This is a genomic window from Sulfurihydrogenibium sp. (assembly GCF_027448985.1).
In the GTDB taxonomy this organism is placed as follows: Bacteria; Aquificota; Aquificia; order Aquificales; family Hydrogenothermaceae; genus Sulfurihydrogenibium.
In genome coordinates this window covers 28800-51781 of sequence record NZ_DAIDMN010000001.1, presented here as the reverse complement: position 1 = coordinate 51781, position 22982 = coordinate 28800, and the positions used below count along the sequence as shown (strand labels likewise).

Here is a 22982-nt window from a genome sequence, read left to right as displayed (position 1 = left end):
TCCAGATATTTTAAAAAATATTCTTATCAACCTTTTAAACAGTTGATTAATTTAAATTATTTATTTAGAGTTTTTAGCAATTTCTGAAAGAGGTGTCTTAAAAATTTTACTCAAAAAATTTTTTTCTTTATCGTTTATATCCAAGTTGGATATGTTAAGTTCTCCGTTTAGGTATGTTAGACGCAGTAAAAAAGCCAATTCAAGAGTTTTTACATCTTTTGATGTTGCTAAATAGTAGAGAGTTTTTTTTAAAAGGATGAATATTTTTTCATCTGGGTGAGGGGCAAACCTATAAATCCAATTTATGATGTTGTATCCGGATAAAAATTTTTCATAATCTTTAACCAATTGTATCGCTATGTTTTGGAATCTATCTATCTCATTTATGTAAAGTTTATCTTTTACCTTGTAAAAAACTCCGTAAAACCAGCTAAACTCTGTAAGATAGACATAAGGAAGATTTTTTATCAACTGACCGTTTTGTATAAAAATACTTTCTCTTCCAAGTTTTTTTGTGTAAACTAAAAGACTAACGTCCTTTTCTCCTACGAAAGTCCTTTTTAAGACTATCACTTCATCTTTAAATAAAGTGTGCATCTAATCTTTATTCCACGTCTTTGATAAACTTATTTCAAAAGAGACAGGGACTTCTTTCAATAGATACTTTCCTGCTTTTTCCATAGCTGTTGAAAGTATCTTTCTTGCTTTTTCTAAATCTTCTTCTTTTACTTCAACTACAATCTCATCGTGGACAAGGTTTACCACTTTTGCATCTATGTTGTCTAAACTTTTGTAAAATAAAACAACAGCCATTTTCAAAAGGTCACTTCCGGAACCTTGGATTGGATAGTTTACAGCATCTGTAAATCTGTAAGCGATGAGTTTTCTACCAAGAAGTGTTTGTTGTTCTATAAATCTGTGTTTTTCTAAATACTCTTTTGTTTTTTCATGCCAAATTTTAAAGCCACTATAATAGTTAAAGAAGTTTTCGTGAAAGATTTTAGCTTCTTTTAAAGTTATCTCAACTCCGTAGTTGTTTTTTGCATACTCAACCAAAGACTTTGGAGAGATACCATATATAAGTCCAAAGTTTATTGCTTTTGCTAAATTTCTCTCTTCTTTGGTTATATTTTCGTAATCTTTTCCTGTTATAATTGATGCTGTTAGTCTATGAAGGTCTTTACCTTCTTTGAATGCTTTTATCATGTTTTGGTCTTTTGTATACTCTGCTGCTATTCTAAGTTCAATTTGAGAATAGTCTGCTATTATAAACATATAACCTTCGGGAGCTTCAAACAGGTGTTTTAAATTTTTAGGTATGTTCTGTAAATTTGGTTTGGAAGAAGACATCCTTCCGGTAGATGCTCCAATTTGTTTGAACTCTCCGTAAATTCTTCCTTCTTTCAAGTACTTTTTTAACTCTTCTAATTTATCTAAATTTTTCTTTTCGTATCTAATTTGTAGCAAAAGGTTAACTTCCTGTTTATCTTCGTAATCTTTTAAGTAAACGTCTTGAGAAGAAAAAGAACCTTTCTCAGTTTTAGGTAGTTTTATAGAGAGTTTTTTTGTTAAAAAGTTTACTACTTGCTGAGGAGACATTGGGTCTATTCCGTACTTTTTTTTAAATTCAATGTAGAGATTTTGAAACTTCGATTTTGCATTTTGAGTTTGTATTTGAAGCTTATTTTCGTTGATAGGAAATCCGGATAGTTCCATCTTAACCAAACAAGGTAAGAAAGACATTTCTAACGCAGCAACCGGATTTTTTACTCCAAACACTTTAAAAGTTTCTCCGGATGATTTTAAAGCTGTTTGGTCTTCATTTAACCTTAAAACTTGCTCTTTAAATATACTTCTTAAAACTTCTATATCTTTTGCGGCATACTCTATCTGCTCTTTTGTAAGGTTCTCTATCCACCAAGGAGATGTTTGATAGGATTTGTCTAACTCTTCATCGGTCAATCTTGTGGCAACTGCAGATAAAGAATGTTTTTGAGAATTGTCTCCTTTGGCAAGGATTTTAGAGGCTATAAATGTATCAAATACTACTTTTGGATAAATGTTGTAGTTGGTTGCTAAAAATTTCAAATCAAATTTGAGGTTATGTCCAATTATTCCTTTGTTTTCTACATTCTCTTTTAAAAATCTTTTTATTTTTTCTTTGTCTATTTTGTAGGCATCTATTACGTAGATTTGTGTATCTGTTCCTATTTGAATAAGTCTTATTTGGTCTTTAAAGTAGTCTATGTTTTCAAAATCTTTTACCGCCACTTCTGTATCTAAATAGATGAAAGGTTGACTTTTTAAGTTTTCTTCTATGTGCTGTAATTTTTCCGGTGTTGTTATATACTCAACCTGCATCAGTATCTTCTATTGTAATCGCAACTGCTGTTTGGTCCAACAACTGATTTATTACTTGATTTTCTTTATCCGGAAAAACTGCTTTTATAGCATCTGTAAGAATGAAAACTTGATATCCAAGATTTAAACCACCTATAACCGTGTTTTTAACACAAAAATCTGTTGCAACACCACACACAAAAATCCTCTTTACACCTCTTTCTTTTAAAAGAGAATCTAAAACTGTTCCTTGAAATCCGGAATAAGCGTCAAAATCTGGTGATGTTCCTTTTGATATGATAAATTTGTTGTCTGATGGAATTTTTAAATCCGGATGGAATTTTGCTCCTTCGGTATTTTGGACACAGTGTGAAGGCCATATTCCACCGTATCCCTTAAAGGATATGTGGTTTTCCGGATGCCAATCTCTCGTATAAAAAACTGGATTTGATTTTTCTTCAAAAATAGAGACATACTCATTTATGATAGGAACGATTTTGTCAGCATCTTTAACAGGTAAAGCACCATAAGGCATAAAATCGTTTTGCATATCAACCACTATTAAAGCGTCTTTTGATGTTATTCTAACTTTCATTCTTCGTCTTCTTCCTGTTTTAATTTACAGTTTATACACAAAGATGCAACAGGTCTTGCTTTTAGTCTCTCGTAAGGTATCTCAGCTCCACATGATTCACATATTCCGTAAACACCGTACTCTATCTTTAAAAGAGTGTCTTCTATCTTTTTTAATAACTTTCTTTCTCTGTCTAAAGTCCTCAATGTTAAAATTCTTCCGGCTTCAGCTTCCGCTCTTTCCATCTCGTCAGCACCTTCAAAGGACAAAGCTTCTCCAGTCTGAGATTTTGTATCCTCTATGAGTCTGTTTTTCCACTCTACAAGTATGTTTTTTAACTCTTCAATCTGTTGTGGTGTTAAGTGGTTCATATTTAACCTCTTTATTTAATTTAATACCTTCCTTAGAAAATTCAATTATACCACAGCTTTAAAAAAATCTGAAGGTTATTCCACTATAGATAGAGTAATCATTTTGAGGTTTAAAAAGTTTTCCTATTCCAAAACTAATCTCAATTTTACCTTTACTGTATCCTACACCTATCAATCCTCCTTCCTCTGTTTGTCCGTAAGAACTCAAAAATAAGGTTGAGATTATACTCAAATTATCGGATAAGTTGTACTCCGCTGAGATTGATTGAAAAAACTCATTCTGTCCTAAAATCCGGTTTTTATGAACCATGTAAGATGAGTTTGCATAAAAAGTTATCTTTTCTAAGTTAAACTGTGAAACTAAGGTAATACCATAACTGAAATGATGCTCACTAAATTCACTATCGTGTTTAACTGGAATGCCTAAAAAAGGTTTTATTGCAAACTTAATACCATCTTTTTCATAAAACCTATACTTTACTTCTACTGAGGGGTCCGATATATCTGTGTAAACGTTTTCGTAGTTTTTTAAGTAACCAAAGGGTACATTTAAAGCTATATCCGTTTTGTCGTTTGCTCCGTAGGTAAAATTGAAAATATAACTCCCTTCTTTTTCGTCCATGGTTTTTTTATAGAAAAAATAGTTTTCATTTTGGGAGTTTCCTGTCCCAAGGGTTTCAGTATCGTCCCATATAAGGGCTTTTTTACCTGCATAAACTTTTAATGAAAAAAGAAGAAGAGTAATTAAAAAGATTAAAGGCTTTTTTATAAAATAAAACCTCCATTTAAATCTTTATTGTTTCTATTATATATTAATTGAGACTTAATTTCAATATAATAAAGATGATATAAATTATAAAAAAGATGTTAAAATTCCAGTTGAATTTAACATAAAAATAATATATGATTTAAATCAATAAAAATTTACGGAGGTGCTTCTATGAAAAGGTTGATTGGCTTTTTGGTCGTTTTTATTTTTAGTGTAAGCTCTATGGCTCACACTTTACAGGGAAGTACTAAGGGATACCCTAAAAAAGTGGTCGAAGTTGAGAATTTGGTTAACGAAGAAGGAAAGCCTACAAAGTTATCTGATTTTAAAGGTAAAGTGGTTATTCTTTACTTTGGATTTACAAACTGTCAACATGTTTGTCCTACGGTGAGTGCTTCTTTAAAGAGAATCTCTGATGGTTTAAAAGATAAAGGATTGCAAGATAAATTTCAAATAGTATTCATCACCGTTGACCCTAAAAGAGATACTTCGGAAGTTTTGAAAAGGTATAAAGAATCTCATGGTTTTGATACATTTACATTTTTAACTGGAAGGGAGGAAGATTTAAAAAAGGTTTGGAAAGCATACGGTATAGAAGTTAAAGAAAAAGAGATGGAAATGAAACACGGTGAGCATACGATGAAACACAAAATGATTTCTCATACTCCGGTTATAACTTTTATAATTGATAAAGATGGTAATATAGTTGAAGATTATAAAGGTATCTATCTTCCGGAAGATAAAATTATTCAAGACATTGAATATTTGATAAAAAAATAAATTTTTAAAGGGGCTTTTAAGCCCCTTTGGTGAACAATCTATAAACAACAGGTAGTATCAACAAAGTTAACATCGTTGATGTAAAAATCCCTCCTATCACTACTATTGCAATAGGTTTTTGAGTCTCAGAGCCTATATCTCCACTGAAAAGAATAGGTAAAAGTCCCAAAGAAGCGGCTGTTGCAGTGATAAGAATTGGACGAAGTCTTAGTTTTGTGGCAATGGTAATAGCATCATCTACACTTTTACCTTCTAAAACTAACTGACGGATATAGGATATTAAAACTACACCGTTTAGTGTTGCTATACCAAAAACGGCTATAAAACCTATTGCAGCCGGAACAGACAGGTTGTATCCGGATAGATAAAGTGATAGTATTCCTCCTATGGTTGCAAACGGAACATTTAGAATAACGATTAAAGCATCTTTAAAAGAGTTGTAGTTTATGTATAAAAGCATAAAAATCAAAAGTACAACAATCGGAACTATGATTGAAAGCCTTTTCATAGCCCTTTCTTGATTTTCAAACTGTCCGGAAAATTGAATAAAGTAACCTTCCGGAAGCTTTACTTCTTTGTCTATCTTTGTTTTCAGCTCATTTATAAATCCTCCAAGGTCTCTACCTTCAAGGTTAGATTGAACAAGGGCATACCTTATACCGTTTTCATGTCTGATTTTAAAGAAACCTTCTGTAATCTCGATATCTGCCACTTCCGATAAAGATAAAAGGTATCCATCTTTCGTAGTGATAGGTATATCTTCTATTTTCCTTAGGTTGTTTATGTAATCTTCAGGAAGTCTAAGAATGATTGGAAATGTTATCAACCCTTCTTTTAGATAGTTTGCTTCGTATCCGGTAAAGTACTTTCCAAAGATTGATAGAATATCTTGGGCTGATAGACCGTACTTTGATAAAACTTCTTTTTTAGGTGTTATTTTAAGTTGTAGTTTTCCGGATTGAGCTTCCGTTTCTACATCTACAGCACCTTTTGTACTTTTTACTATCTCCTCTACCTTATGACCAATTTGATTTACTTTATCAAGGTCATCTCCAAAAACTTTTATTGCTACTGTAGATTTTACTCCTGATAAAAGTTCATCTATTCTCATCTGAATAGGTTGTGTAAAACCAAAACTCACACCTGGAATGTCTTTTAACTTCTCTCTTAAAAGATTTTCAAAATCTTCTCTTCTTTTAAAATTTTTCCATTGGTCATAAGGTTTTAAAATTATAAACGTCTCTATGTAGTTTACATCTTCAGGCTCACCTTTCTCCGCTCTTCCGATGTTAGAAAAGGCGTTTTCTACTTCCGGATACTCTTTTGCTCTTTGCTCGACAATTGATGCAACTCTTTTGGCTTCTTCAAGACTTACATTTGGATTGAGAAAACTCTTTACCAGAACCGAGCCTTCGTTTAAAGTTGGAGCAAACTCGGTACCGATTTTAGTAAAAATCCATATAGAAAATACAAAAGCTGTTACCACTACGACTAAAATCGGTTTACCGTATCTTAAAACTCTGTTTAAGAGTTTATGGTAGAAGTTGTTTACAAATTCCATTATTTTTGTTTCTTCTGTTTTAGGTTTTTCTAAAAAGTAGTAAGATAAAACAGGCATAAAAATAAAAGCTACAATCAAAGATGATAAGAGAGCAAATATGATAGTTAACGCAAGTGGTTTGTAGTATTTACCTTCTACCGATTCAAAACTAAAAACAGGTAAAAATACAGCAATTATTATTAAAATTGCAAAAACAATAGGTTTGATAACTTCTTTTACAGATTTTTTAATTATATCAACTTTACTCAGATTTTCTTGATTATGAAACATATGTCTAAATATATTTTCTACTACAACTACAGTTGCATCTGCAAAAAGTCCAATACCGATTGCAAGTCCAGACAAAGACATAAGGTTTCCAGATAAACCTACTTCTTTCATAAAGATAAAAGCCATTAAAAGGGTTATAGGTATTGATAAAACGACTAAAATAGCTGACCTTACATTTCCAAGGTAAAACACCATAGCTACAGATACAAGAATAATCCCTTCTATCAAGGCTTTTTCTACCGTTGAAACTGCTTTTTGAGTTAGATAGGATTGGTCATACAGAATTTTTAACTCAACATCTTTTGGAATTATTTTTTTGATTTCTTCAAATTGTTTGTAAAGTTTATCAACTAACTCTTTTGTATTTGTGTTTACTCTCTTTAAGATTATATTTCCTTGAACTTCTTCACCATTTAAAGTAAGTGCGCCTCTTCTGTTTGGAATTTCTCCTACTTCTACATCTGCAACATCAGAAAGTTTAAGATAGTACCCATTTTCAGATAAAATAGGAATATTTTTTATGTCTTGGATTGATGTTATGTAGCTTGTTGACCTTACTATCAAATCACCTTCTGATGTCTTTGAAAAACCACCACCTGCAACACCACCGTTTTTTTCTACAGCATTACTTATATCGTCTAAGGACAGTCCGTATGAAAGAAGTTTATCAGGATAAACTTTTATCAAAAATGCCTTTTCAGGTCCCCACTGACTTATCTCTTCTACACCATCAACCGCCTTTATCAAAGGCTTTATTTTCCATTCTTGTATCGTTCTTAAATCTACCAAAGATTTATTTTTTGAAACTAAAGCGTATATAAGGACATTTCCAAGTCCTGAGCTGTTTGGACCCATTATTGGGTTGTACTGTTGTGGAATCTGGGCTTTTGCATCTGAGAGTTTTTCCATAATTAGTCTTCTTGCAAAGTAAACGTCTGTTCCATCTTTAAAGAAAACAGATATGTAGGACAGTCCCGGTAAAGAAACACTTCTAACTGTTGTAACATCTTTTATTCCAGACATAACTGTCTCTATCTTTTTGGTTATCAAACTTTCCACTTCTTCTGCAGACAATCCGGGGGCATCTGTATAAATATTTACTTGAATAGGAGTTGGGTCCGGAAAAGTATCTATCGGAAGAGTTTTAAAAGAGTAGTATCCAATGGCAACCGTAAGAAACAGTAAAAATATTACAAATGCTTTGAATTTTAGAATAAAGTCTATCATTCTCCAGCACCTCCAAATATGGAAGACCTAAGGAATACAACACCTGTGTAAGCTACTTCTTCTCCTTCTCTTAATCCGGATAAGACAACTGCATACTTTTCATCTTTTTGTCCAGTTTTTATCTTCCGTAATACGAATTTATCATTATTTTTTACAAAGCAAAACTCTTTACCATTCTCAACAAAAACAGCGGAAGATGGAATAACAAGACCTCTCATCGAAGAAACTGGTATTTCTACACTTACAAAAAGGTTAGGTTTTAAAAAATTACCTACATTTTCTACAACTACTCTTACGTCATTTCTTCTGGTTTTAGGGTCTATCTCGTGGTTAATGTAACTTAAAGTTCCTTTAATTTTTTTACCAGTTAGTGTTATAACAAAAACCGTTTGACCTACTTTTAACCTTTCAACATCTTTAAATGGTACTTGAGCAACAACCCATAATCTTTCATGAGAATGGATAAGCATAATCTGTTCACCTATGTTTACCGGACTTCCCTTTACCACTTTGATATCTGCAACAAATCCGGTTGTTTTACTTCTTAAAACCACACTGTTACCTTTTATCTCACCGTAAGAGTTAAGCATTTTCTTTAGTGCATTTAGTTCTCCTAAAGCTTTCTCGTACTCTATTTTTGCATTGTAGTATCTGACATACGGAATAACTTCTTCTTTATATAAGATTTCCTCTCTGTCTAAAACCTGTTTTGCGGTACTTACTTTTACCTTTGCCATTTCTATATTTGCTTGAATATCTGCAATTTTTGGAGAGTAAACTGTAAGTAAAATCTGACCTTTTTTAACAAAATCTCCCTGTTTTACGTAAAGAGAATCAACTATTCCATCTACCGAAGAAGAAACACTGAAAGACAAAGTAGGGTCTTCATTTACAACAGCCGGATAAGTTTGATAGACACTGACTTCTTGATATTTTGCCGGTATAGTTTTAATACCGATTTTTTTCTGTATTTGTGAATTTACCTGTACTTCTTGGGCAAATGTTAAAGATAATATTAAGAATACAAGTATAATAGCTTTCATAGTTGACCTCCGATTTCTAAATATTTACTGAAAAGTTGATGTAAATTTTTATAAAGCTCTAACCTGTATTTTAAAGTTTCAAAATATTGAGTTTTTACATTGGAAAACTCAAATAGAGATATGGTTTTTAACTTATAGCTTTTTTCAGCTAATTTCAGCTCATCAGCTGATATCTGTAAAGTATTGTTTAAATCAGATAAAATTGATTTAATGGATTGATAATTATCTTTGATAGATGAAAAAGTTATTTTTATATTGTTTATTTTATAGTCTTTTAAAGCTTCAAAACTTGATTTTTGATGTTTTACAGAAACAATTTCACCAAGATTTCTATAAAATATAGGAATGGAAAAGTTAACCATGAATCCGGCTTCATACTTACCACTTGAAATCTCTTTCGTTTTAATACCTAAACTTACCTGTGGATAAGACTGGGCTTTGTAATACTTTTCTAAATACTCTAAGGATTTAACTTTTTTATCTAAAGCCTTTATATCCGGAAGATTTTCAAAATCAATATCCTTTATATCTTTCACAAAGAAAAAGTCCCCTTCAACATCCTCTACTTTGTATCCTACTAAAGCTGATAAATTTTTTAAACTTTCAAAGTAAAGTGTTTTGTACTGATTCAACTTTGATACAGACAACTCATACTCTTTCGTAGACCTGAATAAATCAAGTTTAGCCACTTCACCTAACTTATAGGTTTTTTCTACAAACTGAAATATTTGCTTAGATAAATCTGTTTCTTTTTCTACTATTTTTAAAAGTTCCTTATAATAAAGGGCTTCATAAAAAGCCATATATATTGATGAAATATACTGTCTTTTAAAAGTTTCAAACTGAAAACTTTGAAAAGTTTTTTCTTTGATTGCAGATTCTATCTGATATTTCCTTTGGTTGTAAAGTTTTAGTGGCTGAGAGATGTAGATTTCTGTAATTGCAGCGGAAGGATTGCTCCCAACGATTCTTCCCATCTCAATATATCCTTCCGGATTAGTAAAACTCTTTGCTTTTATTATCTCTCCTTCATATGAGTTTACCATATTAAGGTTACTTTTAATATAAGGATTGTTATCTACCTTAGATAAAATCTCTTCTAAAGTATCTGCTTTTGCAGATAACAAAAGCAACATAATAAGTAAAACATAGAACATCTTTAAAACCTTCTATTTTATTAAAAAGATAGAGTAAGGCTATTATTTTAAAGAGTTATCGGAGGTTTAAAGATATCACTCTGAAGTGGTTTTTGAGATAAAGTTTGAGATAACAAATATTTTTTTGACTCTTTTGGATTTTCCAATTTAAAACTGTTGTTTAAAACTAAAAAAGGAGAGTGTAAAACCTTATGAATATCAACGTTTTTATCCGAACAGTGTTTTGAATCTTCAAGTAGAATAACTTCTATATTTTTATCTTCTAATACAACAAACACATAATCATGAAATACGTTGAAAACCAACGATAACAAGAAAGTTAAAAAAAACTTCTTTCTATGTTTAACCATCATCCGGAAGAGATTCATCATAACCCCATTTTTCATTAACTTCTGTTTTTTCTCTTTCTTTCCAACACTCCAAACAAAAATATATATCCGGAATATTTGGGTCTTCCTTTAAATCAGTTTTACATCCACATTTTAAACATTCTTTTTCTTCCATAAAAAACTCCATAAACTTTAACAAAATTCTACCATAAATATAGTATAATTTTGTTAAAAAAGGGAGCTTTTAAGATGATAGAAGAATTTTCACAGATAAAAAGAGATTTTGATTTTAATCAAGACGATGTAGAAAATATACGAAAACTTAAACCTATTTTTGAAAGGTATGTAGATGATTTTATAGATAAATTCTACGAATTTATACTTAGATTTCCTCAAGCAAAAAGATTTTTAAAAGATGAAGAAACCATAAAAAGACATAGGGAAAAGGTTAAAAAATGGTTTTTAGAACTTTTTAACGGAAATTACGATTTGGAGTACTTCTTAAAACTAAAGAAGATTGGAGAAATACACGTAAAAATAGGACTTCCTACCCACTATGTAAATGCAAGTATGAACTTTGTAAGAAGATACATCATAGATATTATTGATAAAGAGATAGAAAGTAGGCAAGAAAGGAACAGATATGTTGCATCGATAGGTAAGCTCTTAGACATCAATTTGGATATACTAACGGTGTCCTACAGAGAAGAAGAGTTATCGAAATACGCTGAAATGACAAAAATGGAAAAGATGGTTTTCAGTTTTGCAAAAAAGTTTTCTGATGTTATAGACTTATTTATTTTAACAGCACTTGTTATAGTCGCACTGTCTGTATTTTTCTTATTTGGATATGACTTGTACAAACTTGTTTTCAACATCGTTGAACTTGAAGAAGGTATTTTGGCAGTTTTAGGAAGTTTACTTATACTTTGGGCTGTTGGAGAATTAATGTCAGAAGAACTTAGACACTTAAAAGGTGGTAAATTTGCAATTACCGTTTTTGTAGGTATAGCACTGGCAGCGATTATAAGAAAACTATTCATAGCATCTTTGGGAACAGATTCTGAGAAAAAAGCTTTAGATTTACTATCTTACAGTGCTGTTATTTTGTCGTTAGGAATAGTTTTTTGGCTGATTTCAAAGAGAGAAAGCAATCAATAACTGTGATAAAATTTTTAAATCAATTGCCGTAAAGGGAGTAGATGTTATGAGTTTAAAAATATACAATACATTATCCGGAAAAAAGGAAGACTTTGCACCTATAAAACCTCCGGAAGTTAAAATATACACCTGTGGCGTAACAGTTTATGATTACAATCACGTAGGACATGGAAGAAGTTTAATCGTTTTTGATGTTATAAGAAGGTATTTAAGATACTTAGGATACAGAGTCATTTTTGTAAGAAACTTCACAGATGTAGATGACAAAATAATAAACAGAGCAAAAAATGAATGTCTCCCTTTTAGTGTTATAGCTGATAAATTTATAAAAGAGTACTTTGATGATGCTGAAAAGTATAGAATAGAACCTGCGGATATTGAACCAAGAGTAACAACCCATATTCCGGATATTATAAAATTTATCCAAGATTTGATAGATGCAGGTTACGCTTACGAAGTTGATGGAGATGTTTACTTTTCTGTAAGGAAGTTTAAAGAGTACGGAAAACTATCAAAAAGAAGTGTTGACGAACTTTTGGCAGGAGCAAGAATAGAGCCTGGAGAAAAGAAAAAAGACCCTCTTGACTTTGCACTTTGGAAATCTGCAAAAGCTGGAGAACCATACTGGGACTCACCTTGGGGAAAAGGAAGACCCGGATGGCATACAGAATGCTGCGCTATGATTTTTAAACATTTAGGAGAAACGATAGACATTCACGGTGGTGGTTTGGACCTTACGTTTCCTCACCACGAAAATGAAATAGCACAAGCTGAAGCACTGACAGGAAAACCTTTTGCAAGATACTGGATACACAATGGACTTGTAACTGTAAACGGACAGAAGATGTCAAAATCTCTGGGAAACTATGTAACATTGAAAGAGATTTACTCAAAGTATGACCCTGATATATTGAGACTACTTGTCCTATCTGTTCACTACAGAAGTCCACTGGATTTTTCTTGGGAGAAGATGGAAGAAACAAAAAAAGCCTATGAAAGATTAAAAAATGCAATAGATGAGTATGAAATCCTACAAAAACTCCCTACAAACGATAATTTTGAAGGGGACTTATACTCGGCAATTCAAAAAGCCCAATCCGGATTTTACAGTGGGATGAGTGATGATTTCAACACTCCGGAAGCTTTAGCATCTTTATTCGGATTGGTTAGAGAGATGAACATTTTAAAAGACAAAGCTATAAAACAAGGTGGAATATCAAGAAAAGCTTTACAGTCTTATAAAGAAGCAGCGGATACACTACACAACATATCAAGAGATATATTTGGACTGTTTGACAGTTTACAACCTTGTGTAAAAACCCAAGAACTAAAAGCAGAAAAAACGGAAGAAAAATTAGATAATGAACTTATAGAACTTTTAATAGAGATAAGAGACAAAGCAAGAAAAGAAAAACAATTTACGATTGCAGATACCATAAGGAATAAATTAGCAGAAAAAGGAATAATAATAGAAGACACACCATTTGGAACAAAATGGAAAAAAGCGTAGTAGAAAAGATATTTGATGGTGTTTACAAAGCGTATGATAGATTTTTAAACTTTGCAACATTTAATAAAATAAACGATTGGCAGAACACACTTATAAAAAATACTCCTAATGGTAAACACATTCTTGACATTGGAACCGGAACAGGAGAGATTGTAAAAAAACTTTATGAAAAAATGGGAGATTCCGCTTATATTTACGGTATGGATTTATCTTTTAACATGTTAAAAAAAGCTAAAGAAAAAACAAACAAAAACAACGTCCTTTTTATCAAAGCAGATGCTTTAAAACTACCTTTTAAAAAAAACAGTCTTGATAACATTTACTTTTCATTAGTTTTTAGGCACCTTCCAGCAAACGAAATAACAAATCAGATAAAAGAAACTTTAAAAGAAAATGGATACGTCTCAATATTGGAGATAGCAAAACCAAATAGTAATATAACCTACAATCTTATACTTATTTTTGCAGATAAAATATTCAGACCCATAGGTAGAATCATCTTTTCAAAAGAAGAGTGGGATTACTTCATAGAATCAATAACAAACAGTATGACAAAAAAGCAGATGATAGATTTTTTTCAAGAAAGAGACTTTAGTTTACACTTTTATGAAAGTAGATTTTTTGGACTGATACATTTGGCAGTTTTTAGAAAAAATCCGGAGGTATAAAGTGATAGAAGAAGCAAACAAATATCTTTTTCAAAACTACGGAAGACTTGAATACTTCTTTGAAAAAGGGGAAGGTTGTTATCTGTTTGATGAAAAAGGAAAAAAGTACTTAGATATGTTATCCGGAATAGCTGTTAATGCGTTGGGATACAACCATCCAAAACTTACAAAAGCCATATGTGAACAAGCAAGCAAAATAATTCATATATCTAACCTTTTTTATATAAAACCTCAGATAGAAATAGCAAAAATTCTGTCTGAAAACAGTTTTGGAGGAAAAGTTTTTTTCTGTAATTCCGGAGCAGAAGCAAACGAAGCTTTAATAAAACTTGTCCGTAGATATTTCTACGACAAAAAAGAGAATAAGTACAAAATAATTACATTTGAAGGTAGTTTTCATGGTAGGACATTGGCAACAGTTACAGCAACAGCCCAACCAAAGTATCAAGAAGGATTTTATCCGTTAGTTGAAGGCTTTAAATATGCAAAGTTTAACGATATTGAATCTGTAAAAAAACTGATAAACGAAAAGACAGCAGCAGTATTGATAGAGTTGGTTCAAGGTGAAGGAGGAGTAAATCCGGCTGATAAAGAGTTTGTAAAAGAGCTTTACAACCTTTGTAAAGAAAAAGAAATACTTTTCACGGTTGACGAAGTTCAAACCGGCATAGGAAGAACAGGAAAACTCTTTGCATACCAACATTTTGACATTCAACCGGATATTGTATCTCTTGCAAAAGGACTTGGTGGAGGAGTTCCAATCGGAGCAATTGTAGCAAAAGATGAAATAGCAAAATCTTTTATTCCTGGTACACATGCCTCTACCTTTGGAGGGAATTATCTATCGACGGTTGCAGCAAAAGTTGTTTTAGAAGAAGTTTTATCAGATGGATTTTTAGATAACGTAAACCAAGTAGGTGAATATTTAAAAGAAAAACTAAAAACATTTGGTTTTCCGGTAAAAGGACTTGGCTTGATGGTAGGCATGGACTTACCAAAAGAAATATCAGCAAAAGAGATTATGAAAAAAGCATTAGAAAAAGGTTTAATAATCGGTACAGCCGGAGAAAACACCCTAAGGTTTGTTCCACCTCTTATAATAACCAAAAAAGAAGTAGATACTGCGATAGAAATCCTAAAAGAGGTTATAGATGTCTATTGAAAAACATCCTCATGATTGGTTTTTTAAAACAGTGTTTAGCAATGTAAAAAACACTGAAAACTTTATAAAAGGTTTTTTACCTGAGATATACAGTGTTATCGTACCAAGCTCTCTAAAACTTATCTCCACAGAAAAACAAACGACAAAAAAAGAAAAATTCCTTTTAGACTTAAGTTTTGAATGTAGATTGAACATTGAAGATAAAAACTTAGATGCCATTATATACCTTGTTTTTGAACATAAATCTTATCCGGATAAAAAAACCCCTTCTCAAATAGCTTACTATAGAGCTTCTATAATGGAAGAGGATGAAAGAAACAACAAACCATACAGACCAGTAATTCCAATTGTTTTTTATCATGGTCAAAAAGATTGGAACATTCCAACAAGAATTCCGGATTCAAAGCACTATCCAGATAACATAAAAGATTACATAACAAACTTAAACTATATCTTAATAGATTTATCAAAGATAGAAAACGATACATTAATAGAGAAATTTTATAACGATGCATGTTTACTATCATCAATTTTAGCCTTTAAAAATATCTTTAAGGATATAAAAACTTTAAGACCTATTTTTGAAAGGTTGTTAATTGCAGAAAACAAGGACTGTATCTATATTATTATAGATTATATAGTTTTGGTAAAAAAAGACTTAAAATCAGTAGAAGTTATGTTAGAAGAAATAGGAGGTAAAGAAAAAATGATGACCTTAACAGAAAAATGGAAAATAGAAGGATTAAAGCAAGGGTTACAAGAAGGATTACAGCAAGGATTAATTAAGCAAGCAAGGGAAGACATATTTGATGCTATTGAGATAAAATTTGGTAGTGTAGATGAGGAAATAAAGAAGAAAGTCAATGAAATTGAATCTTTAGATTTACTAAAAAACATTCACAGGTTGGTGATAAAATCTGACAGTTTAGAAGATGTAAAGAGTTACATTATAAGTAATACATAAAATAAAAGTTAAGGAGTTAAGTTGGAGAAAAATTTTTTTGTCAAATCTCACGGACTTGGAAACGATTACATAGTTATAGATGCCGAAAAGGTTGATTTTGAGATTGGTGATGATTTTATTAAGAAGATTTGTGATGTTCACTATGGTATAGGTTCTGATGGTCTTTTGGTTAAATATCATTCTGAAATAGCGGATTTTAGGCTTAGAATCTTTAATCCGGATGGTTCGGAAGCAGAAAAAAGTGGAAACGGTCTTAGAATATTTTGTAAGTTTCTGTACGATTATGGTTACACTGATAAAGATGAATTTACAGTTGAAACGAAAGGGGGAGTTGTAAAAGCGAAAATAGAAGAAAAAAATAAGTATGGAAAAGCTAAAATAATTACGGTTGATATGGGAAAAGCAATCTTTGAATCTCAAAAAATTCCTGTAAAAACAGAAAAAAAAGAGTTTATAGGTGAAAAAATAACAGTGGCAGATAGAGAGTTTGAAGTAAACTGTGTTTCTGTTGGTAATCCTCACTGTGTGATAATAAAAGACAACCTTGATGAAGAAGAGATAAAAAAATACGGACCTTTAATAGAAAACCACCCTATTTTCTCAAACCGGATAAACGTCCAGTTTGTAAAACCAATATCCGAAAACGAAGCTCAGATTTTAATATGGGAAAGAGGAGCCGGATTTACCTATGCATCAGGAAGTTCCTCTTGTGCTGTGGCATCTGTTTTGGCAAAAAAAGGACTTGCAAAAAAAGATATCACAATAAAAATGTTAGGAGGACAGCTAAAAATAAGTATAGATGAAGATTGGAATATAAGAATGACAGGAGAAGTTGAGGAAATTTGTAGTGGTGTACTGAGTCCAGAATTTATAGAGAGTGGAAAGTAGTGGAAAAAAGAGTATTTATAGGAAGTTTTGTAGATTTTGAAAAACTAAAGAAAAGTTATACATCCATTAAGAAGGATTTATCCGGAGTTGTATCCGGAAGCTGGGTAAAACCGGAAAATTTCCATATAACATACAAATTTTTAGGAAATACATCTCTTGAAAAGATAAATTGTATTTTAGACACAATCAATAAGGAGTTTAATCACGAAATTTTAGCCAATATAACGGTAGAAGGTTTAGGAGTATTTCCAAACCTTGAAAACCCCAAAGTTCTATTCTATAAAGTATTAGAAAATCAAATGCTTAAAGAAATTTATAACCTAGTGGAAGATAGATTAATTTCCCTTGGATACAAAAAAGAAACAAAACCATTTGTACCTCACATAACAGTATTAAGAATAAAGCAAGTAAAAAACCCACAGTTTACAGAAAAATTGAAAAAGTATGAAAAAACAGTTTTTTTAAATCAAAAAACCATAACCGTTGATTTGATAGAAAGTATACTCAACCCAAAAGGAGCCATTTACAGAAAATTAAATAATGTTGAATGAAAAAATCCACAGTGATATAATCTTACTATGAGTAAAGCATACATAGATAGAATTAATGTTTTTGGTTTTAAATCCTACGGAGAAAGACATCTAACAATCCCTCTTGGAGAAGGTTTTACAGCTATTGTAGGACCAAACGGTTCCGGAAAAAGTAATCTCGGAGATGCCATAGTATTTTGTCTTGGAATAGCATCTGCCAAAGCCATGAGAGCTTTAAAACTTACAGACTTAATATTTTCCTCAAAAGGTAAAACAGCCCCTTACGCAGAAGTAGAGATTGTTTTTAAAAACAACGGAGCTTTTCCATTAAACGCAGAAGAAGTCAGTATTTCAAGAAAAATAGATTTAAGTGGAAAATCCACTTACAAAATAAACTCAAGACCTGCAAAACAACAAGAAGTAGAAGAACTTTTAACCTTATCCGGAATACCTACCCAAGGATACAACATAGTTACCCAAGGAGATATTTACAAATTTGTGAAGATGACACCTTTTGAAAGGAGAGATTTAATAAGTGATATAGCCGGAATAACCCAGTATGAAGAGAAAAAACAAAAAGCCCTTGAAGACCTTCACCAATCCCAAGAAAAAATAGACAAAATAAAAGCCGTTTTAAACGAAATACAACACACATTAAAAAAGTTAGAGCAAGAAAAGGAAAACGCGCTAATAGCTTTAGACTTAGAAAACCAAATTATACAGATACAAAATGCTATAAAAGGAGCAAAACTCTACTACCTATTAAACCAAAAAGAAGATATTATAAAAAATTTAGAAGAAATACAAAATCATATAAATAATCTTTATACCAAAAAAGAAAATAATGTAGAAAAACAAAAAGAGTTAATCCAAACCATAAAACAGTTGGAAGAAAAACTAAATCAAATACAAGAAACATTTTTACCTATAAAAGAGAAGGAAGGAAGTATCACAGCCCAGATAAAATCTCTAAGTGAAAAGAAAGATTCTATAGAAAAAGACATATCTCAGCTTCAAGAAAAACTTCAAAACCTTTACAAAGAAAAAGATGAAAAGATAAAAGAGATACTTTCCTTAGAAGAACAGATAAAAAATCTGACAGATAAACTTCCGGATTTAAAAAATCAACTTGAAAAAGCAGAAAAATTATTAGAAGAAAAAAATAAACAACTTCAAGAGATAGAGTTTTTAGGAAGTTCTGCAAAAAACGACCTTGGAACAGTGGAAAAACAAGAAAAAGAACTTTTAGAAAAAATAAAACTCTTAGAAAAAGAAAAAGTAGAGTATCAATTAAAACTAAACTCAATCCAAGAAAAAATAAAAAATTTATATGAGGAGTTAGACAAAAACAAAGAAGAAATCAACCAGATAGAAAAAACCATAGAAAACATCAAAACGAACACAAAAGACAGCCAGCGGGAAATCCAATCTTTACAAAGTGAGATAACAAGACTGAAAATAAGAAAAGAGACATTAGAAAAAAAACTGAAAGAAAACAGAGAAAAACTTGAAAAGAACTTTCAAAAGTTGGCTCATATATTAGCTCAGCTGTCCCAGTTTAAAGAAGACAGAATTTCAGTTTTACTAAAAACATTACCAGGTGTTTATGGTCCTGTTTTTGAGTTGATATCCTTAAAAGATGAAAAATACCAAACAGCAATAGAAACAGCCGGTGGAGGAAGATTAAAAAACATCGTTGTAGAAGACGATTATGTAGCTCAAAAATGTATAGAAATCTTAAAAAAAGAAAAAGCCGGAAGAGTTACATTTATTCCTTTAAACAAAATAAAAACCCAAGAAAATCCAAAACTTCCATTTAAAAAAGGTCTTCTTGGATACGCAATAGACTTTGTAGATTACGATAAAAAAATAGAAAAGGCTGTTAAGTATGTTTTCCAAGACACTGTGGTAGTGGAAGATTTTGAAGCGGCAAGATTGATAGGAATTGGAAACTACCGAATGGTAACTTTAGATGGGGAGCTTTTTGAAAAATCCGGAGCAATATCCGGAGGCTCTGATAAACAAAACATATCAATTGGGAAATCTAATTTAGAAGCAGAAAAACAAAAATTAGAAGAAGAAGAAGAAAAACTAAAAAAAGAAGAAGAAGCAATCCAAAACGAGCTAAAACTCATAAATCAAAAAATATCGGAAAACGAGAAAAATTTAATAAAAATCCAAACGGAAACTTCAAGTATAAACCAGAGAATACAAGAATTAACCAATCAACTAATATCAAAAAAACAACAAAAGCCAATACTTGGAAAACGAAATATTTAACTTAAAAAAACAGTCCTTAGACTATGAAGGAAAAATAGAAAAACTTCAACAAGAGTTAGAAAAAAATAATCAAATTTTCATATCTGTCTCAAAACAAAAAGAAGATATCTTAAAAAGAATGGAAAATGCCGGATTATCAAAATTAAGAAAAGAGTGGGAAGAAGCTGCCAATAACGTTTACTCATTGAAAGAAAAGATAAAAGATATAGAAAATCAGATAAATTCATTAACAGACAAAAAAGACAACAATTTAAAAATTCGGATATTCCAAATAGAAACAGAAAAAGAAGAAATTGAAAACCAAATAAAGCAAAAAAATAAAGAAATCCAAGAGATAAAACAGAAGATAGAAGATTTAACAAAAGAGTTATCTCAACTTTGGAAAGGATTAAAAGATACAGAAAAAGAAAGAGACAATTTAATCAGACAGATAGAAGAAACCAGAGAAAAAATAAAAAATCTTAGATACGAAGAAGAAAATATCAACCAAGATATTACATCGTACCTTCAAGAAAAGGCAAAGCTACAACAAAAACTGGCAGATACAGAAGAGGAGATAATTCAGATAAAACTTCAGTACGATGGAGAACCTATAGAAGCTGATATAAAACAATTAGAAAAACAACTTAAAACATTGGAAGAAAAAAGAAAAAATATAGGTTCAGTTAACCAAAAAGCTATCGAAGATTACGAAGAGGAGTTAAATAGATTCAATGAAATAAACGAAAAACTCTCCATCTTACTTCAAGAGAAAAAATCAATAGAAGAACTGATAGAAAGTTTAGAGGAAAAGAAACTACAAGCTTTTATGGAAGTTTACGAAAATGTAAACAAAAATCTTGATAAAAACTTTAAAATTTTATCTCCCGGCGGAAAAGCCTACTTAGAACTTGAAAACGAAAAAGACCCACTATCAGCTGGAGTTATTTTAAAAGCAAAACCAAGAGGAAAAGATGTTAAAAGGCTTGAGATGATGTCCGGAGGAGAAAAAACACTGACAGCTTTGGCATTTTTATTTGCGGTTCAACAGTACAGACCAGCTCCATTTTACTACTTTGATGAAGTAGATGCGGCGTTGGATGATGCCAACGCAAGAAAAGTCGGACAACTGATAAAACAACTCTCTCAAACAGCCCAATTTATAGTTATAACCCATAGAGATGCAATGGCAAGTTTTGCAGATAGATTAATAGGAGTATCAGCAAAAGATGGAATATCTCACATCTTCACACTTGATATAAACGTCTTAAAGCAAGAGGAGAGTTTAGATGCTGTCGGTAGTTAAAAGTGGAGGGACATTTGGAATAAACGGCTACATTGTTGATGTAGAAGTAAATATTAATCAAGGCCTTCCCCAGTTTATAACTGTAGGACTTCCAGATACAGCTGTAAAAGAAAGTAGAGAAAGAGTAAAATCTGCAATTGAAAATATAGGTATAAAGTTTCCTATAAAGAAAATAACAGTTAACCTTGCTCCTGCAGATATATTAAAAGTTGGAACACTGTATGATTTACCTATTGCTGTAGGCATTTTGTCTTCATCGGGATTTGTAGAACAATCTAAATTACAAAAAACCGCATTTATAGGAGAACTTGCTCTAAACGGAGATTTAAGAGCTGTAAAAGGTATTCTACCGATAGCAATAAAACTAAAAGAAGAAGGCTTTGAAAACTTCGTACTTCCAAAAGATAACGCAAAAGAGGCTGCAATTGTAGAAGGTCTTAACGTTTTCGGTTTTGAAAATCTAAAGGATATTTTAGAATTTTTAAATGGAGATTTAAAAAAAGAGCCAGAAAAGATAAATTTTGAAAGAATTTTAGAGTGTAATTTAGATAAGTACGGTGATTTTTCAGAGGTAAAAGGTCAGTACGCTGTAAAAAAAGCCCTTGAGATAGCAGCAGCCGGATTTCACAATTTACTGATGATAGGCTCTCCAGGTTCCGGAAAAACCATGCTTGCAAGAAGATTCATCTCAATACTTCCACCCCTTAGTTTTGAAGAAGCGATAGAAATAACAAAAATCCACAGTGTTGCCGGAACACTAAAAGACAGTATAGTAAGATGCAGACCATTTAGACACCCACATCACACAATCAGTGATATAGCGCTTATAGGAGGAGGAAGCTACCCCAAACCGGGAGAAGTGTCATTAGCCCACAACGGAGTTTTGTTTTTAGATGAACTTCCAGAATTTAAAAAGTCAACATTAGAAGTGTTAAGACAGCCATTGGAAGATAAAGTCGTAAGTATATCTCGAGCAAGCGGAAAGTTAGAATTTCCAGCTAACTTTCAACTTATAGCAGCAGCAAACCCATGTCCTTGTGGTTATAGGTTTGACCCTGTTAAAGAGTGTAAATGTACTCCTGCTGAAATAAAGAGGTACCTTGGAAAAATATCAGGTCCACTGTTAGACAGAATAGATTTATCCGTTACAGTTATGCCAGTAAAAACCCAAGAGCTGTCGTCAAACACACCAGAGGAAAGCTCAAAACAGATAAGAGACAGAGTTTTAAAAGCTGTTGAAATTCAGCTAAATAGATTCAAAAATGAAAAAATCAAATTCAACAGCCAAATGACACCATCTCACATTCAAGAGTATGCAAACTTATCAGAAGAGGCAAAAAATACACTTAACCTTGCAGCTGACAAATTTAACCTTACAGCAAGGTCCTATCACAGGATAATCAAAGTAGCAAGGACAATAGCTGACTTAGAAGAAAGTAAAGAAATTTTACAAAAACATATTATAACAGCGGTAAATTACAAAGTAAACGAAAACCTTATATAGATAGGAGGAATATATGATGAAAAAAGTTTTATCCGGATTAACTGTTTTATCGGTAATCAGCTTTTCTTTTGCTCAATCGTTGGAAGAGAGAGTGGAAAATCTTGAAAAGAAAATAAAACAACTTGAAGAGAGAGTTTTACAACTTGAAGGAAAACCTGTTATCCAAAGCAAAGAAAAAGAACCTATCTTGTTAAAAGAAGGTGTAAAACCTGTTGAATACACCATGATTCAGAAAAAGTTTCACAAAGGAGAAAACAAACTTTACGATAGAGATGACAAAATACTTTTAGTTTTCAACTTTACATCAAACTTTAAAAAAGATGTTGATGTTTTATACGGAAACCTTAAAATTTACGATAAATCCGGAAACGAACTTTTAACTCAGCCAATAAAAGTTTACAAACCTTTAGACTTTATAAGGTCAAATAAAATAAAACCGGGAGAGACATTCAGAAGAACGATAGAGATAATTTACGAAACTGATAAACCAAACTTAAAGTACATAAAAGACGCTCCTGTAGAAGACTTAAAGATTGAGATACAGTTTAACAAGGTTGAATTTTCAGATGGTAGTGTAGAATTTCTAAATTGAGATATCTCATTGATTTA

Annotated in this window: 22 protein-coding genes; 12 read left to right on the top strand and 10 right to left on the bottom strand. The window is 31.6% G+C overall.

Annotated elements, in window-relative coordinates:
- Positions 1-60 precede the first annotated feature (60 nt).
- The 5 genes from NE054_RS00270 to NE054_RS00250 are packed head-to-tail and all read right to left on the bottom strand — an operon-like array spanning position 61 to position 4030.
- Entirely contained in the window at positions 61-597 is a 537-nt protein-coding gene (locus NE054_RS00270) for a hypothetical protein (RefSeq protein WP_297886988.1), read from the bottom strand.
- Entirely contained in the window at positions 598-2361 is a 1764-nt protein-coding gene (locus NE054_RS00265) for a bifunctional 3'-5' exonuclease/DNA polymerase (RefSeq protein WP_297886986.1), read from the bottom strand.
- Positions 2351-2935 (bottom strand): nicotinamidase, encoded by a 585-nt coding sequence (locus NE054_RS00260; protein ID WP_297886983.1) that lies wholly within the window; start codon positions 2933-2935, stop codon positions 2351-2353. Before NE054_RS00260 ends, NE054_RS00265 begins: the two co-directional genes overlap by 11 nt.
- Complete coding sequence (locus NE054_RS00255) at positions 2932-3285, bottom strand: TraR/DksA C4-type zinc finger protein (protein WP_297886981.1); 354 nt, start codon at positions 3283-3285, stop codon at positions 2932-2934. Before NE054_RS00255 ends, NE054_RS00260 begins: the two co-directional genes overlap by 4 nt.
- Positions 3286-3343: 58 nt before the next feature.
- The gene (locus NE054_RS00250) at positions 3344-4030 is read right to left on the bottom strand and encodes a transporter (RefSeq protein ID WP_345780593.1); all 687 of its coding nucleotides are present in this window, start codon (positions 4028-4030) and stop codon (positions 3344-3346) included.
- Between the two features lie 195 nt (positions 4031-4225).
- On the opposite strand from NE054_RS00250, the gene NE054_RS00245 reads away from it, so the two are divergent.
- Positions 4226-4834 (top strand): SCO family protein, encoded by a 609-nt coding sequence (locus NE054_RS00245; RefSeq protein WP_297886977.1) that lies wholly within the window; start codon positions 4226-4228, stop codon positions 4832-4834.
- Between the two features lie 16 nt (positions 4835-4850).
- Here NE054_RS00245 and NE054_RS00240 read toward each other — a convergent pair whose 3' ends face one another.
- The 5 genes from NE054_RS00240 to NE054_RS00220 are packed head-to-tail and all read right to left on the bottom strand — an operon-like array spanning position 4851 to position 10596.
- Positions 4851-7892 carry a CusA/CzcA family heavy metal efflux RND transporter gene (locus NE054_RS00240; RefSeq protein WP_297886975.1) on the bottom strand — a complete coding sequence of 1014 codons (3042 nt, stop codon included), beginning with the start codon at positions 7890-7892 and terminating at the stop codon, positions 4851-4853.
- Positions 7889-8935: an efflux RND transporter periplasmic adaptor subunit gene (locus NE054_RS00235; protein ID WP_297886973.1), complete on the bottom strand. Its 1047-nt coding sequence runs from the start codon at positions 8933-8935 to the stop codon at positions 7889-7891. Before NE054_RS00235 ends, NE054_RS00240 begins: the two co-directional genes overlap by 4 nt.
- Positions 8932-10092 carry a TolC family protein gene (locus NE054_RS00230; RefSeq protein WP_297886971.1) on the bottom strand — a complete coding sequence of 387 codons (1161 nt, stop codon included), beginning with the start codon at positions 10090-10092 and terminating at the stop codon, positions 8932-8934. Before NE054_RS00230 ends, NE054_RS00235 begins: the two co-directional genes overlap by 4 nt.
- Before the next feature lie 47 nt (positions 10093-10139).
- A complete protein-coding gene (locus NE054_RS00225; RefSeq protein ID WP_297886969.1) occupies positions 10140-10397 on the bottom strand; it encodes a hypothetical protein in 258 nt (85 codons plus the stop codon).
- A 37-nt stretch (positions 10398-10434) separates the two neighbouring features.
- A complete protein-coding gene (locus NE054_RS00220; RefSeq protein WP_297886967.1) occupies positions 10435-10596 on the bottom strand; it encodes a hypothetical protein in 162 nt (53 codons plus the stop codon).
- A gap of 74 nt (positions 10597-10670) precedes the next feature.
- Here NE054_RS00220 and NE054_RS00215 point away from each other — a divergent pair, with 74 nt between their 5' ends.
- The 11 genes from NE054_RS00215 to NE054_RS00165 are packed head-to-tail and all read left to right on the top strand — an operon-like array spanning position 10671 to position 22965.
- Positions 10671-11582 carry a protoglobin domain-containing protein gene (locus NE054_RS00215; protein ID WP_297886965.1) on the top strand — a complete coding sequence of 304 codons (912 nt, stop codon included), beginning with the start codon at positions 10671-10673 and terminating at the stop codon, positions 11580-11582.
- 46 nt (positions 11583-11628) lie between these two features.
- Positions 11629-13092: a cysteine--tRNA ligase gene (gene cysS, locus NE054_RS00210; RefSeq protein ID WP_297886963.1), complete on the top strand. Its 1464-nt coding sequence runs from the start codon at positions 11629-11631 to the stop codon at positions 13090-13092.
- Positions 13077-13760: a class I SAM-dependent methyltransferase gene (locus tag NE054_RS00205; RefSeq protein ID WP_297886961.1), complete on the top strand. Its 684-nt coding sequence runs from the start codon at positions 13077-13079 to the stop codon at positions 13758-13760. The genes cysS and NE054_RS00205 overlap by 16 nt, the downstream gene beginning before the upstream one ends.
- A gap of 1 nt (position 13761) precedes the next feature.
- On the top strand, positions 13762-14922 hold the full coding sequence (locus NE054_RS00200; RefSeq protein ID WP_297886959.1) for an aspartate aminotransferase family protein: 1161 nt from the start codon (positions 13762-13764) through the stop codon (positions 14920-14922).
- Complete coding sequence (locus NE054_RS00195) at positions 14912-15886, top strand: Rpn family recombination-promoting nuclease/putative transposase (RefSeq protein ID WP_297886957.1); 975 nt, start codon at positions 14912-14914, stop codon at positions 15884-15886. The genes NE054_RS00200 and NE054_RS00195 overlap by 11 nt, the downstream gene beginning before the upstream one ends.
- Positions 15887-15907: 21 nt before the next feature.
- Complete coding sequence (gene dapF, locus NE054_RS00190; protein WP_297886955.1) at positions 15908-16774, top strand: diaminopimelate epimerase; 867 nt, start codon at positions 15908-15910, stop codon at positions 16772-16774.
- Complete coding sequence (gene thpR / locus NE054_RS00185) at positions 16774-17325, top strand: RNA 2',3'-cyclic phosphodiesterase (protein WP_297886954.1); 552 nt, start codon at positions 16774-16776, stop codon at positions 17323-17325. Before dapF ends, thpR begins: the two co-directional genes overlap by 1 nt.
- Before the next feature lie 27 nt (positions 17326-17352).
- Positions 17353-19584, top strand: coding sequence for an AAA family ATPase (locus NE054_RS00180; RefSeq protein ID WP_297886953.1), 2232 nt, complete (start codon positions 17353-17355; stop codon positions 19582-19584).
- Positions 19565-20869 (top strand): AAA family ATPase, encoded by a 1305-nt coding sequence (locus NE054_RS00175; protein ID WP_297886952.1) that lies wholly within the window; start codon positions 19565-19567, stop codon positions 20867-20869. The genes NE054_RS00180 and NE054_RS00175 overlap by 20 nt, the downstream gene beginning before the upstream one ends.
- Positions 20853-22373, top strand: a complete 1521-nt coding sequence (locus tag NE054_RS00170) for a YifB family Mg chelatase-like AAA ATPase (RefSeq protein ID WP_297886950.1) — start codon at positions 20853-20855, stop codon at positions 22371-22373. The genes NE054_RS00175 and NE054_RS00170 overlap by 17 nt, the downstream gene beginning before the upstream one ends.
- Positions 22374-22389: 16 nt before the next feature.
- Entirely contained in the window at positions 22390-22965 is a 576-nt protein-coding gene (locus NE054_RS00165) for a hypothetical protein (protein ID WP_297886948.1), read from the top strand.
- Positions 22966-22982: the final 17 nt, after the last annotated feature.

Excerpts from the sequence above, each read along its gene's own strand:
- NE054_RS00265 (WP_297886986.1), bottom strand. The coding sequence starts at position 2,361 with ATGCAGGTTGAGTATATAACAACACCGGAAAAATTACAGCACATAGAA.
- NE054_RS00170 (WP_297886950.1), top strand. The coding sequence starts at position 20,853 with ATGCTGTCGGTAGTTAAAAGTGGAGGGACATTTGGAATAAACGGCTAC.
- NE054_RS00235 (WP_297886973.1), bottom strand. The coding sequence starts at position 8,935 with ATGAAAGCTATTATACTTGTATTCTTAATATTATCTTTAACATTTGCC.
- NE054_RS00215 (WP_297886965.1), top strand. The coding sequence starts at position 10,671 with ATGATAGAAGAATTTTCACAGATAAAAAGAGATTTTGATTTTAATCAA.
- NE054_RS00240 (WP_297886975.1), bottom strand. The coding sequence starts at position 7,892 with ATGATAGACTTTATTCTAAAATTCAAAGCATTTGTAATATTTTTACTG.
- NE054_RS00165 (WP_297886948.1), top strand. The coding sequence starts at position 22,390 with ATGAAAAAAGTTTTATCCGGATTAACTGTTTTATCGGTAATCAGCTTT.
- NE054_RS00260 (WP_297886983.1), bottom strand. The coding sequence starts at position 2,935 with ATGAAAGTTAGAATAACATCAAAAGACGCTTTAATAGTGGTTGATATG.
- cysS (WP_297886963.1), top strand. The coding sequence starts at position 11,629 with ATGAGTTTAAAAATATACAATACATTATCCGGAAAAAAGGAAGACTTT.
- NE054_RS00255 (WP_297886981.1), bottom strand. The coding sequence starts at position 3,285 with ATGAACCACTTAACACCACAACAGATTGAAGAGTTAAAAAACATACTT.
- NE054_RS00180 (WP_297886953.1), top strand. The coding sequence starts at position 17,353 with ATGAGTAAAGCATACATAGATAGAATTAATGTTTTTGGTTTTAAATCC.
- NE054_RS00195 (WP_297886957.1), top strand. The coding sequence starts at position 14,912 with ATGTCTATTGAAAAACATCCTCATGATTGGTTTTTTAAAACAGTGTTT.
- NE054_RS00270 (WP_297886988.1), bottom strand. The coding sequence starts at position 597 with ATGCACACTTTATTTAAAGATGAAGTGATAGTCTTAAAAAGGACTTTC.
- NE054_RS00205 (WP_297886961.1), top strand. The coding sequence starts at position 13,077 with ATGGAAAAAAGCGTAGTAGAAAAGATATTTGATGGTGTTTACAAAGCG.
- NE054_RS00230 (WP_297886971.1), bottom strand. The coding sequence starts at position 10,092 with ATGTTCTATGTTTTACTTATTATGTTGCTTTTGTTATCTGCAAAAGCA.
- NE054_RS00245 (WP_297886977.1), top strand. The coding sequence starts at position 4,226 with ATGAAAAGGTTGATTGGCTTTTTGGTCGTTTTTATTTTTAGTGTAAGC.
- NE054_RS00220 (WP_297886967.1), bottom strand. The coding sequence starts at position 10,596 with ATGGAAGAAAAAGAATGTTTAAAATGTGGATGTAAAACTGATTTAAAG.